The organism is Levilactobacillus yonginensis, from assembly GCF_964065165.1.
GTDB lineage: Bacteria > Bacillota > Bacilli > Lactobacillales > Lactobacillaceae > Levilactobacillus > Levilactobacillus yonginensis_A.
Map to the genome: position 1 here is coordinate 2,040,546 of NZ_OZ061549.1, position 12,855 is coordinate 2,053,400.

Genomic DNA, 12,855 nt, shown 5'->3' on the forward strand with positions numbered 1-12,855 from the left:
AGTTATTATGGCAAATGAGTTTCCACAAACGTTAACGATTGCGGGGACCGACAGTGGTGGTGGTGCCGGTGTGATGGCTGACCTGAAGACGATGCAGGAACGGCAAGTCTTCGGCACCGCTGTGATCGTTGCCGTGACCGCGCAGAATACGTTGGGGGTCCAGGACTTCATGGCGTTACCGCAGAAGCTGGTGGATGAACAGTTCGCTTCGCTGGCGGCTGATTTGAAGATCCGCGCCTGCAAGACGGGGATGTTAGCGGACGCTGCGCACGTGCACGGCGTTGTGGAAAATTTGAAACGCTATGACTTTGGACCCTTGACGGTCGATCCCGTGATGATTGCTAAGGGCGGTGCGGCGTTGCTGGCCGATGATGCCGTGGCAACGGTGCGCGATGAACTGTTGCCGCTGGCGGACGTGTTAACGCCTAATCTGCCGGAAACGGAACGCCTGACCGGAAAAACCATTCAGGACAACCAAGCCATGGAAGATGCGGCGGTTGCCTTGCAAAATATGGGAGCGAAAAACGTGGTCATCAAAGGTGGTCACGAGGCGACGCCAGACCAGGCCAGTGACTTTGTCTTACTGGCAGACGGTCGATCATTTTGGCTGACGGCGCCCCGGGTAGCCACGGTTCGGACGCACGGGACTGGCGACACGCTGTCGTCGTGCATCACGGCTGAATTGGCGAAGGGCCAAGACTTTGAATCAGCCATTCGTATTGGTAAGGATTTTGTCACGGCGGCAATTGCCAATCCAATTGCCGTTGGTAACGGCCACGGTCCGTTGAATCATTGGGCTTATAGCCAGGGAGGTGCCGAATAATGTCAGTTACGTTTGAACCAGGCCTGTTGCGGGCCTACTTTGTCGCGGGTAGTCAGGATGTTCCCAATCAGGACTTGCGGGAAGTCTTAGCAACCATGTTAACTGCCGGTATCACGGCGTTTCAGTTCCGTGATAAGGGCAACAGTCAATTGACCCCCGACCAGCGATTAGCGTTGGGAAAGGATTTGCGCGACCAGTGTCACGCGGCCAGCGTTCCGTTTATCGTGGACGACGACGTGGACATGGCGTTAGCCTTGCACGCTGATGGCATTCACGTGGGGCAGAGCGACCAAAAGATTCAGCAGGTGATTCAGGAAGTCTCCGGGCAAAATATGTTTGTGGGCCTGTCCTGCTCGACGGCAGCTGAAGTGGCTGCGGCGAACCAGTTGACCGGCGTGGATTACTTAGGCAGTGGTCCGATTTTCCCAACCACGTCCAAGGACGACGCTGATCCGGTCATTGGCGTGGCTGGGCTGCAGAAATTGGTGGCTCAGGCGAACGTGCCAATCGTGGCCATTGGCGGGATTAGGGTTGATTCGTTAGCCGCCGTTGCCGCTACTGGTGCGGCCGGTGTAGCGGTTATCACGTTGTTGACGCGGAGCACGTCGCCAGCCAGCGATGTGGCCGCGATGCGCCAAGCATTTCACCGTTAAATATAAGTAAAAAACAGCGCAGTGACGGGGTGTACTAGTCCCTGTCAAGTTGTCATATGAAATAATATAATTTTATGTTGTCTCTAAGCGGCCTCACTCCGGTATTCTACCGGGGTGAGGTCGTTTCTTGCTGGTGAGCGATCTAGGTGATTGAAGTAGTGGATTCCTTCCTTTACCAGCGCTTCAAATTCTTCGTAGGTTTTGGGCATTGGATGACGATCCATCCAATGCGTCTTGAACTCATTCCACCAACGTTCCATTGGCGCGTTATCGCAAGGCGTACCCGGTCGTGACATACTGCGTGTGACTTCGTAGGGGACCAGAAAGTTATTGAATTGTTTGGACGTATAAGCCGATCCGCGGTCAGTATGAACTACCGGATTGACGTCACCAGCGTACTCAAAAGCCCGCCGAAATACTTCGATTTCGGCATCTGCTGTTTCTGTTTTACTTAAGTTAGAGGCAATCAAGACCCGTCCGTAAAGGTCCAAAACGCCGCTCAACCGCATTTTGAACTGCCCATTAACGCCGTAAGATAATTCAGTTGAATCGGACAGCCAAACCTGATTAGGGGCGGTGGCCGTAAAATTTTGGTTCAAAAGATTATCTTGCATGTACTGTTCTTGTTCCTTGATTCTATGATGCTTCTTGACCCGAATCTGGCATCGAATCCCTAGGTTACCCATAATGCGTTTGACTCGCTTAATGGTAACGTCAAAGGTGATCTGCTCGTCTCGGTTCAGGTTTGATAAAATCTTACCAGCACCGATTGCTTGATGATGTTGTTTAAACCAATATGTGATGCGTTCTTCTAGTAGCTTTTCTTGAGCGCCCCAGACCGTTTCTTGACGGTGGAGGAACTTATTGTAGGCTTGCCGGCTCACGCCGACGTATGACAATAATTTTGTGATGGCACCGTGTTTCCCTTGACTGACCTCGCTGATTGCCCGATATGCCAGTCGATGTTGTTGTTTCACCCCTTGCGCTGAAGTTCCTGATATTTTTTTACAAATTCTTCCAGTAGTTTCATGTCGGCGACCTGACCTTCCAATTGTCGAATCCGTAGATTCGCTTTGTCTAGGTCGGTCACTTCTTTTTGTGCCTTACGGCGCCCACGGTTGTCTCTTAGAACCTCATATCCGCCATCTTTAGCCTTCATAACCCATGAACGAGCCTGCTGATAGGAGACTTGATAATGTTCGGCCGCTTCGCTATATGAGTGCTTGTGTTTGGTAATGAATTCAACGACTTCAATACGCTCTTCCCACGTGGTTTTTCGACTCATTTTCGGGACCTGCTTTCTTGACGGCGACGCCGTCACAGTTTTGTCCCTATTATACTTGGAAACCCAAGTCATTACTTGGGAAAATGAACGTAAACCATACTTCATAGCTAGTTCCTGTGCGGAACCTTCACCGTTCAAAAAGGCATAGATAACCTGTAGTTTGAAGGCACTACTGTAGTGATGATTTTTCTTGGCTTCCCTCAGTCCATCAAGGCCATCACGGTGGTATCGATCTAGCCACTGAGCCACCGTATGCTCACCTAAACCATTTGCTTTTCCAAAGGCTGTACTTGATAGTCCCGAAGCCTCAAATTCGTTAATCAATGCCAGCTTCTCCATGGCACTAAACTTGGCTCTTGGCATACAAAAAATCCCTCCGTCATTGTCAGATGAATTATATTATTTCATCTGACAACCACAGAGGGATCATAACAGGGATGTTATCCCAGTTCACTGCGCTGTTATAGTTGTTTTACACTATTAATGCATTGGCCACAATTATCATGTTACCCCTGAATGTTTTGGGCGGCCAGTCGACCCCTATGTAACGCATTAAAAAAATCGTAACAGACAGTTATCAGGTGAAAAATTAAGAAAATATCTATCAAAAAAGCGAAACCATAATCCACTGTGTTTAAGTGCAGCGGAAATCGGTTTCGCTTTAAAAGTTGAGGAAGCTAGTTGACTAGGGCTAACTTCACAAGTTCATTCTAACACGCGGTGATAGCAAAAGCTACCAAAATTAGACCAATATTGTTATTTTTCTCTAAGAGGATAGTTATTAATGCATGTGAATTTACTAAGCGGATTAGTTTAAGGAGTACGGCGTTTATGGGGTAAGTGTATCTGTGTAGATAACCGCTAAGAAGTGGATTTAAATTAATTGAAATTTCAAATTTTTTTGCGATGTTCGCTTGCAATTGAGAACAAGTGTTCGTATAATAATGACAGTCAAGTGAAAGGGGGTGCTGGCATGGATTATTCGAATGAGCCGCACGGGATGTTTCTCATGATTGATAATAAGTCGTTCTATGCCAGTGTTGAGAGCGTTGAACGGGGACTGAATCCGTTGGAATCGGTTCTGGTTGTGATGTCTGAAGCCGACAACACGGGGAGCGGTTTGGTCTTAGCAGCTTCGCCGATGGCCAAACGCGAGTTCGGAATCAGCAACGTCTCCCGGCAGTACGAAGTGCCGGATGACCCCCGCATTTTAGTGGTGCCGCCGCGAATGAATCTGTACATCCAAAAGAATTTGGCCATCAACCGAATTTTTCGACGGTTTGTGGCGGACGCTGATCTCTTTCCGTATTCAATTGATGAATCAATTTTGGATATGACCAAGTCGTGGCGGCTTTTTGGGAACACGCCAGAAGAGGTCGCCCGCCGGATTCAACTCACCGTACGGCATGAGCTGGGACTCTATACGACGGTGGGAATTGGGGAAAACCCGGTGCAAGCCAAACTAGCGTTAGACCTGCAAGCCAAACACGATAAAGAACTGATTGGCAGGTTAACCTACGAATCATTTGCTGACGGGATCTGGCCGATCACCAATCTGGAAAAGGTTTGGAGCATTGGCCATCGGACGGCGGCGCACCTCAACCGATTGGGCATCCACAGCATGGACGACCTGGCTCACGTGAATCCGTATGAGCTACGCCACGAGATGGGGTTGATTGGGACACAGCTCTTTGCCCTATCCTGGGGAATCGACCGAACGAAATTACGAGAGGTCCGGCCAGCTAAGGAAAAGAGCTGGAGTAACTCTCAGGTTTTACCGCGGGATTATAAGGTCCAGCGTGAAATCGAGTTAGTGATCCGAGAAATTGGACAACAGGTGACTTCACGGATGCGGCACCATCAGCAGCAGGCTGGTAGTATCAGTTTGTTTATCGGCTTTGCTTGGGATGGCCAAGCCGATGACGGTCGGGGTGGGTTGCACCATACGCATCGAATTGCACCGACCGACAATGCGCGAACCATTATCGCAGAACTGTTGCGACTCTTCCGGCAATACTGGGAAGGTCAACCGGTCCGCAACATTGGGGTGGGACTTGCCCGCCTCAGTGTAAGTGGCAGCCTGCAGTTGGACATCTTTCAGGACCCCGAACGGCAACTAAAAAATGATCGCTTTGACCGGGTCATTGACGATCTGCGTGATCGGTTTGGGAAGACCGCGGTGGTACCGGCCAGCAGCTTGATGCGTGGTGGTACCATGATTCGCCGGGCATCGCTGGTGGGTGGCCATAATGGGGGGAATAGTTTTGATTGATTGTCGACAGGAAGCAGCCGTTATTTTGACCAGGCTTGATCCGCTGTTTACCAAACAGTGGCATTGTCGCTATCGCATTGACGTGGTCAATAATCAGTACGGGGCCGAGTTTAATTTCTTTTTGGACATTCGCCGCAAAGACCACCGAGAACGGTCGATTCCGTTACATACGGTCAAGACGACGGACTTAGAAACGTTAGAACGGGTGATCTCGGTGGTTCAAGAGGGGACGCAGCTGACGTTAAATTTCGTTGATTTTGGTCAGGTCCGGTGGCCCTTGAGCCAACGCTGGATTCGTTAAGGAAGTGACGACCCATGGTTCTTCGCCAAGTACACGATGATGATCTCGTGAACAGCTTTTTTAAACGCGACTACCATGACCGGGGCATGTTAAAGTGGGGCGGCTTCTATCTCTCGGACCACACCAGTGCGTTAGCAAAAATGCACGCAGCCGAGCAGGTCGAAGAGCCGCTGCCGAAACAACCGCTATCAGTCGTCAGTGAGCGACTGGCGGAAGCGTGGCGCACGCATCAATCCGTGCACCTGCAGCTGAACGTCATGGATGATAACCAGACGTTGGCGTTGGTCGATGGCATCGTAGTAGGGGTACATGAAGATAACGTGGTGATTCAGCTGGCGTCCGGGCGCTGGCGGGAATTGCCGTTGACAGAGATTCGGTGTGTGAGCAATCAATCGAAGAAGGGTTAAGCGGGCCACTAGGCGGGGAGCTTATGTGGTACGCGTTTTTACAACGTATGTTCGGGGATAGTCAAAGGAGACTGGGATAATATCTGGGTCTCCTTTTTAATAGTCTATTATCCAATTAACTAAGCAGTGGTTTGTTAGATAAGACCCTAGATACGATAACCATCGCAATTGACTATCAACGATTGTATGATGGAGCTAAGCCGAGTATTTGACTGAGCAGTGGTCCGACGCCACCCATTTGCGCTAGAATGAACGTAAACGGGAAGGCGATAACATGGACTTCATTGATTTTGAACCGATTACGTTGCGTCACACGCCGCTGGGAACGCGGAATCAGTTGCCGCGCGAACATGACCGGCAACTGGATTGGGAAAAAATAGCCGCCTTGATTCGAGATAATCACGATGTCATGGCGGTCGTCCAAGCCGGTTTGGCAGAGGATTGGTTAAACACGCAGGGCACGATTTGGGATGAACAGTGGGGGTATTACCGTTATCCCAATGATCCACGCGAACCCGATGATACCGTCTTTTGGGCGGCGTCCACGTGGGCCACACCAGCTATTTTGGTCACGTTTCACAATGAACTGACGAAGGCTTTTGCGTGTTATAAGATTGGCCGCGACCCCGATTTTCACTATTTGGGCCGTGAGCACCTAGGTTAGGGGTAACTAGACATGAAATTAATTGAGACACCGCACGTTAAGCTGACGGTTCAGCGAATGACGCGACGAGAATGTTGGCATGAGCTATTAGGACTCGCCGTTCTAGCAATCATTGGGGTAATTTGGTACAAGTTGCAATAAATAAATAACTGAAACGACCGCTCCCACTCACCGTTAATTCGGCAGGCAAGTCCTGAATGAGTGGGATTTTTTTGTGCATTCAAGGACTGCCGAAAGAACTGCCAGCTGGCCAGCGAGAAAATATTTTGCCGACTTAATAAATAAAGCCGTTTGCTTATTGCCTTTTTTGTTTAATGGGGTGTACTCTATTAGTGGGTGAAGTTCTTTGGCAATTCTTTTTCTAAGCGCTGGTAGTTAGCACTTGGTGACCGTCAGAGAGTCAGCTTAACCTAATTCGTGGGGAGTCCCGCAAGCATCTTGGAACCTAGGCCACGGCCACAGAAAGTAAAGTGATAAGTCAGTCATTTTTTGGTTTAGGCAGCGCTAGTTTTGAAAAATTTAGCATAAATGGAGGGTATCAAGAATGAAAGCAAAAAAGATGATGATTTCAGCGCTCACGGTTCTCAGTGTCGCCGCAATGGGGCTCACCACAATAACGAGTGCCTCTAACACTGCTTTGGCTAAGTCTAAAGCGGCAAAGGTTTTGAAAACAACTACTTATAAGTCTAAACACAAGGTTCACGTCACCGGGGGCTGGATGTATTCAAGTACGAAGTTGACGAAGAAGACCCACCACATGACCAAATACTTATATACCAAGTTTTATGCGACCAAGAAGGTCACGATTCGTCAGGCCAATGGCAAACAAGTTACATACAATTATTTGAAGTCTAAGAACGGCAAAACGAAGGGCTACGTTTCTTCAACTTACGTTTACAACAAGTGGGGTTACGGCAAGTACAGCGTGGCCGCTTACCGGAAGGCCTTCGTGAAGAAGCTTAATGAGTTTCGGGCTAAAGACGGCGCAAAGCCTGTGAAGGAAAATGCCAAGCTGGACAAGATTGCCCAGAAGAACGCTGATCGGATGCGTAAGGAAGGCAAGTCGTTCGAAGGCAAAGTTGAAGGAACGCCACATGCTGGTTGGATTCAAGATAATTACACCAGTAGTAAACAGGACCCAATCCTCGGCTTTGAAAATGGCACACAGTGGGGGCAAGGTATGGCGTTTTCTTGGATGCGAATCACAGACAGATGGCGTGATATCGGTGCCATCCCTCATTTGATGAACCCCGCGCAAACGAAGGTTGGTGTGGGTGGCATGCAGCATGGTCAAGAACTCTATGAATTTGTTCTGCTGTCTCACAATAACTAGGTAAAGGTATCAAGATACATTAATAGACCGAATTTCTGGTATTAGCAAGCGCTTCGCAGCGCTTGTCGACTACCTGAAATTCGGCCTATTTATTTAGTCACATATCCTAATTTTGTTGAGCGTACCCGCCATTACCAAGCTGACAACGCCCTGCTATCGGTAATGCAAAGAACTAGCGTAGCCGGAGGGTGCCAGGGTGGGGGCCGGCTGTGTCGGTGGTGTTGGGCCGGGTGGGTTGTCCGGCCCTACAGCACGGGACGAGCTCAGAGACCGCGCGTTCTTGGCGGGGGCTTTGAGTCGAGCCGGAGGACCGCACTTTGGCCGCAGGCGTTCCCCACAGCAGACCCCCACCCTGGCGGCCGCAGGCGGCCATTAAGCTTTCGAATTTAAAAGAAAAAATAGCAGGGGGCGTGTCGACGACAAGCATGCATCGATACGCCCCCTGTTGGAGATTGAGTTATGGTGTGTTTCACAGATGGGTTCAAGCCCATCTCGAGGCAAGTATAACATTCTCAAATTAATTTGAGCAGTTTTCTGTTATGAAATGGGTCAATTTTAGCTGATAGCTGACCGGCAAAATAAAACAAAGACGCCGAGACTTTATCTCAGCGCCTTTGTTATTTTTAAGTTTACCTTGTCCCACTGTGTTTCAAAAAGGTTTATTGCACGTGCACGTCGATCCGTTCGTACAGGTTCGGGTTATTTACGCTGGTAACGGTGACACTGGTGTCGCCAGCCTTGTGGCCCGTAATGTTGAAGCGACCGGTTGTGGTGGAGCTAGGCGCAGACGCAATCGACTTGTCCTTGCAGACGATGGTGTAGGAATTCATCGGATCGGCCTTTGAGGTTGGATTGCCGTAGGTGGAAGCCCACATAATGATTTGCTTGCTGTCACCAGCATCGAGGTGGTCGATCAGGGTTACGTTTGAAGAAATATCAGCGACCCGGCCATCGGCGGCTGCTTCGGACTGCTTGGTGTGGGTGGTCCGGTCATCCGTTGGCATAGCGTCACGAATAGCTTGGCCGACTTCCGGATTGGTTGGGTGGTAGAGGGCGTTCTTGTCGCTCAAATACCAGGTGTTGGCCTTGTCCGGAATAGCGGCGTAGGCAGCGCTAGTAAAGTCAGACTTGAGCTGACTCAGGTCGATTGGTGAGGCACTGGCCATCTTGTCGCTGACGTATGGGAAACCGTCTTCATCGTAAGGAACGTTGTCGACGTTGTACAGCGTAATGCCGTTGCCTTCTTTACCAAATGCAGGCAAGTTCAGCCATTGTGACCAAGTAATGTGTTTAGTTGATGCAATGTACATTGAGCCGGATTTGCTGGAAGTAGCGGTTTTAGAACTACTTGTTTTAGAGCCGGTCGTTTTGGAGCTGGTCTTACTGCTGGTTGCCGTGGTTTTACCAATGGTTGTCTTAGTGGCTTTAGCCTTGGCTTTGGCAGTGGCAGTATTTGCCCGCTTCTTCGTTTGCGTAGAGGCCGTTTCGAAACCTTCTAAGTAACTCTTAGCAATCCAGGCGCTTTGTGCATGCTTGCCGGAGTAGTAGCCGTTGAACCCAGTGACGTAGTAGTAGATAGTCTTATCTACTTTAGCATGACGAGTGGCGTGGTAGACGGTATATTCGTAGTCTTTGTTCCGTAGATTAAAGGCTTTCTTGAAGGTAAATTTCTTGCCGTGAACTTTCTTAAAGCTATAGGCCTTTTTAGTAAAGCCCTTCCGCTTAAGAATCACCTTGTGCATCTTCATCTTCTTATTCCACTTTACCGTGTGTAACTTAGCAGCGTTGGCAGAACCGTCAACGGTCACCAGACCGCCGCCGATACCGGCTGCCAGTAAAGCAGCCACGCTCAATGTTTTAACTAATTTATGCATCATAATTTCTCCCCTGAAATACAGAATATAAGCATTAAAATAGTCTGACTGAAGACTCAGCCAGACTATTTAATTTTCAATTGATTCTGCTAAGCATCAAAGCTTAGAAGTTGTTGCTAGTGGTCTTCAACAGTTCGGCACCCCGGTTGCTCATCAGGTAGCCGGCACCGTTCTTGGTAAATTGAAGTCCTTCAAATTCACGATGGCCGTTCAACTTCGTGGCCTCAACTTGGCTAGCCTTCAGCTTACCCAGCTTAGAAGCGGGGATGGATGAAATGCTGCCGTCGGAGACGAAGTACAGGCGGTTACGCTTGGCGTTGTAGGACATTGCCTGTGGCTTAGTCCCAGGATTATGACGCAAGCCTTGCATAACCAAGTGGAATTTCACAGACTTGCTGTTGATCTTCCCCTTGTAGATCTTAATGGCGCCCTTAGGAGCCCAGCCACCATTGGAGTAGGTGAAGAAGTAGGCGTTACCGTGCTTATCAAACGTCAGGTTAGAGCCCATGGTAACGGTACTCTTCAACATGAAGTTGATCTTCTTGGTTGGCTTCAATGAGCTCGTTGAAACTTGTTGCACGTTGGAGTGGACCTTAACGGGCGCGCCGATAAACCAGAGTTGGCCGTTCTTAGGGTTCATAGCCAGTGATTGGCCGTGGCCCGTGTTAAATTTATGCCCAATCTTGACGTACTTCATGATGGCCTTGTCCTTGCTGCTCATCTGCTTAACGGAGTGGTCGTAAGTGGCGCGACGCAGGGCGTCCATGTGGCTGGTGCTGATGCCAAATTTACTCCGCAAAGCCCCTAAGTTGTACCGCACAATCCAGCCGCGAGTACTCTGGGATGTCGTGGTGATCAGTTCGTAGAGTGTGTTGCCATCCTTCGAAAGCACTTCACTCTGTGGGTTGCCCCAGTCAGCGGACTTGTTGTAGGTCACTGGCAGGAAGACGTTCGACTTGAACGTGACTTTCTTCCCCTTGGTGCTGGAGATCTTAGTTGGACTGGTCTGGAAGATGTCGCCGTAGCTCTGCTTGAATGAGTAGCGCTTAACGAACATGTTCTTATTATTGACCGTCTTGTACTTCTTGACGTTATAGTTGGCCAACGCGTTACCGTGTTGGGTGTACGTCTTGGCGTGAGCCAGGGTCGTCGTCCCACCGAAAAGTAGGGCAGCGGAGGCTGCGGCCGCGAGAAAAACAGCTTTTTTCATGACAAATACCCCTCTGTATGTATAAATTTGAAACGTTTCCATAATCATTTATACCACAAAATACCGGCTTCTGTGGGAAAAAATAAAATAAATTTTAGTTGGTTAAAGGTTCAAGCGGCCACTAATCCCGGGGTAGCGGCAATTTAGACCATTTCAAGCGAACGTCCGTTTATCAGTATTGTTAGAATGAACGATTATTTTTTTCATATCAACGCGGGGGTCGGTTGGCCACCACTGAGCGTTAGGTAATTCCCAGCAACTCCCGTAAAGTGGGGGTGTTCCATGGCGCCGTGGACATCACACTTGAAGGGATGATGCCACAAAATGGAAACACCACACGCCGCCGCGTACCGGTTCTTGTACGACGGCGACCACGAGACGATTCTATATGCAGTTATGAAACAACTACACATCTGGCCCAACCGTGCGGATTACGAGGATTACTTGCAGGAGGCCCGGATCCTCTTTCCAGAGATCTACGTGGCCTTTCCCGAGAACCCCGAGGAGAAGCCACACCAATTTCTGGCCTACGCACAGCAGAAACTATACTGGGCGTTGCTGGATAAGCTACGGCAGGAGCGTAAACGCGTGGACCGCCAGTTACCCGGTGATCAGGAAGAACTCCTGACGGCGGTGGCCAGCGACGATGATATTTTAGACGCCATCGGCCAGTCGGACTTTCGCCAATATTTATTGAAATTAGTGGGTGGGGCCGGCAAGACCGGCGAGTGGCGCTTTTTAGTGGGCACACTGGTCGACCAGCTAACGGCCGATGAGATTGCCCAACGCCACGGGGTCAGCCGCAATACCGTCTATAAGTGGCGACGGTCGTTACTCCGCCGATTGGTCCATACACTGACGCCGCCAGATAACTTTTTGGATTAATTTGCCAAAAGGGGGTTACAAATTCCGTTTGGATTTCGTTAGTAAGAGTGTAAGGGTTGGCCAATCACTTACCAAAATCAGCACCACGAAGGGAGCACCACCATGCAAAACAACTGGAAGAAAACGACGATTACCTTTACCTTTGGCAACGAAGGCGCCCGCCCCGTTAAGATTGTCATGCAAAATGCCATCGCCGCCCCAGCCACGCAACAAGTCGAAGCGTTCGGTGGCTACTTGGCCACGTTGACGGGGATTCCGTTCATCTCCGCCACGGTCAACACGCAAAACGCCGTTGCCTAACGCTCGCCCCTCAGCCAACTGAAAGGAAGTTATTAAATGAAAACCTTAGAATTGAACTTTAAAGGCTCCGACCTGCGCATCAAGCACCTGCGGTTGAAGTACGTGAACACGGAACTCACCACTGCCGACGTTGAGGCTATTATGGCGCAGATTGCCACGGCCAAGCTGTTCGCCAAGGACGATGTGAACCTTTACGCCGAACCGTTGACGGCCGATGTGGTCGAAACGACCAAGCAGACCATCTATCCACTGGCCGTACCACCGGTGGCGCCAGTTACCCCGGTCGCCTAACGCCTACGTAACGCAACCTAAAAGCGGCCGTCTCCCGGTGAGGAGGCGGCCGCTTTTTGTTGGGCTTTGGATTACGCAGCGGTTGGCTGGGACGGCGTCTGCTGTGGGGAACGCCTGCGGCCTGAGAAACGGTCCCCCGGCTCGACTCGAAGCCCCCGCAAAATACGCGCGGTCTCCGAGCTCGTCCCGTGCTGTAAGTCCGGGAAGACCCAAGCGCCCGAACTAACACCACCGACACAGCCGTCACCGTCCCAGCCAACCACTGCTCACATGTGCGCACCCATGCGGCGTTGGTGGCCCTTTGCCATGCCGGGGATTGGTCGGAATTGGTGTAGGTGATAGTAGTTACGGTTGGGTGTGCGTCCGTCCGGGGTGTGGCCGTTTACTATTGGTTAGACTGTAGCTTGACCGCTTGCGTGATCGGTCAATATTCACCCACTAGGTTAACTGGTCAAACTAGTTTGAGCCGGAGGATGTCAGGGGTCACGCAGTGTCGATGTTCTTAGCGGTTTACCGCTTAGAACATGGGCCGACCTTGGAAACTCGCGGTGTTGGCG

At 50.2% G+C, this 12,855-nt stretch carries 15 protein-coding genes; 11 read left to right on the top strand and 4 right to left on the bottom strand.

Annotation, left to right across the window (positions count from 1 at the left end):
• Positions 1-7: 7 nt before the first annotated feature.
• Entirely contained in the window at positions 8-823 is an 816-nt protein-coding gene (gene thiD / locus AB3Y94_RS09560) for a bifunctional hydroxymethylpyrimidine kinase/phosphomethylpyrimidine kinase (RefSeq protein WP_367296017.1), read from the top strand.
• Complete coding sequence (gene thiE / locus AB3Y94_RS09565; RefSeq protein ID WP_367296018.1) at positions 823-1,476, top strand: thiamine phosphate synthase; 654 nt, start codon at positions 823-825, stop codon at positions 1,474-1,476. Before thiD ends, thiE begins: the two co-directional genes overlap by 1 nt.
• Positions 1,477-1,559: 83 nt before the next feature.
• Here thiE and AB3Y94_RS09570 read toward each other — a convergent pair whose 3' ends face one another.
• The gene (locus AB3Y94_RS09570; RefSeq protein ID WP_367294846.1) at positions 1,560-2,453 is read right to left on the bottom strand and encodes an IS3 family transposase; all 894 of its coding nucleotides are present in this window, start codon (positions 2,451-2,453) and stop codon (positions 1,560-1,562) included.
• Positions 2,450-3,124 carry a helix-turn-helix domain-containing protein gene (locus AB3Y94_RS09575; RefSeq protein WP_367294845.1) on the bottom strand — a complete coding sequence of 225 codons (675 nt, stop codon included), beginning with the start codon at positions 3,122-3,124 and terminating at the stop codon, positions 2,450-2,452. The genes AB3Y94_RS09570 and AB3Y94_RS09575 overlap by 4 nt, the downstream gene beginning before the upstream one ends.
• A 610-nt stretch (positions 3,125-3,734) precedes the next feature.
• Between AB3Y94_RS09575 and AB3Y94_RS09580 the strand changes: the two genes are divergently transcribed.
• The 6 genes from AB3Y94_RS09580 (at position 3,735) to AB3Y94_RS09605 (ending at position 7,738) form a co-directional block, all read left to right on the top strand.
• Positions 3,735-5,033: a Y-family DNA polymerase gene (locus AB3Y94_RS09580; RefSeq protein ID WP_367296019.1), complete on the top strand. Its 1,299-nt coding sequence runs from the start codon at positions 3,735-3,737 to the stop codon at positions 5,031-5,033.
• Positions 5,026-5,334 (top strand): hypothetical protein, encoded by a 309-nt coding sequence (locus AB3Y94_RS09585; RefSeq protein WP_367296020.1) that lies wholly within the window; start codon positions 5,026-5,028, stop codon positions 5,332-5,334. Before AB3Y94_RS09580 ends, AB3Y94_RS09585 begins: the two co-directional genes overlap by 8 nt.
• Positions 5,335-5,348: 14 nt before the next feature.
• The gene (locus tag AB3Y94_RS09590) at positions 5,349-5,741 is read left to right on the top strand and encodes a hypothetical protein (protein WP_367296021.1); all 393 of its coding nucleotides are present in this window, start codon (positions 5,349-5,351) and stop codon (positions 5,739-5,741) included.
• 274 nt (positions 5,742-6,015) lie between these two features.
• Entirely contained in the window at positions 6,016-6,405 is a 390-nt protein-coding gene (locus AB3Y94_RS09595) for a hypothetical protein (protein ID WP_367296022.1), read from the top strand.
• Between the two features lie 12 nt (positions 6,406-6,417).
• Complete coding sequence (locus AB3Y94_RS09600; protein WP_367296023.1) at positions 6,418-6,546, top strand: hypothetical protein; 129 nt, start codon at positions 6,418-6,420, stop codon at positions 6,544-6,546.
• Between the two features lie 403 nt (positions 6,547-6,949).
• A complete protein-coding gene (locus tag AB3Y94_RS09605; RefSeq protein ID WP_367296024.1) occupies positions 6,950-7,738 on the top strand; it encodes a CAP domain-containing protein in 789 nt (262 codons plus the stop codon).
• Positions 7,739-8,397: 659 nt separating this feature from the next.
• Here AB3Y94_RS09605 and AB3Y94_RS09610 read toward each other — a convergent pair.
• Together AB3Y94_RS09610 and AB3Y94_RS09615 are read right to left on the bottom strand one after the other, a co-directional pair.
• Positions 8,398-9,615 (bottom strand): hypothetical protein, encoded by a 1,218-nt coding sequence (locus AB3Y94_RS09610; RefSeq protein WP_367296025.1) that lies wholly within the window; start codon positions 9,613-9,615, stop codon positions 8,398-8,400.
• Between the two features lie 100 nt (positions 9,616-9,715).
• Positions 9,716-10,822 carry a hypothetical protein gene (locus AB3Y94_RS09615; RefSeq protein ID WP_367296026.1) on the bottom strand — a complete coding sequence of 369 codons (1,107 nt, stop codon included), beginning with the start codon at positions 10,820-10,822 and terminating at the stop codon, positions 9,716-9,718.
• A 324-nt stretch (positions 10,823-11,146) separates the two neighbouring features.
• On the opposite strand from AB3Y94_RS09615, the gene AB3Y94_RS09620 reads away from it, so the two are divergent.
• The 3 genes from AB3Y94_RS09620 (at position 11,147) to AB3Y94_RS09630 (ending at position 12,298) form a co-directional block, all read left to right on the top strand.
• The gene (locus AB3Y94_RS09620) at positions 11,147-11,707 is read left to right on the top strand and encodes a sigma-70 family RNA polymerase sigma factor (protein ID WP_367296027.1); all 561 of its coding nucleotides are present in this window, start codon (positions 11,147-11,149) and stop codon (positions 11,705-11,707) included.
• Between the two features lie 102 nt (positions 11,708-11,809).
• Positions 11,810-12,007: a hypothetical protein gene (locus tag AB3Y94_RS09625; protein WP_125691254.1), complete on the top strand. Its 198-nt coding sequence runs from the start codon at positions 11,810-11,812 to the stop codon at positions 12,005-12,007.
• Between the two features lie 36 nt (positions 12,008-12,043).
• Positions 12,044-12,298 (top strand): DUF2922 family protein, encoded by a 255-nt coding sequence (locus AB3Y94_RS09630; protein WP_125691256.1) that lies wholly within the window; start codon positions 12,044-12,046, stop codon positions 12,296-12,298.
• Positions 12,299-12,855 lie beyond the last annotated feature (557 nt).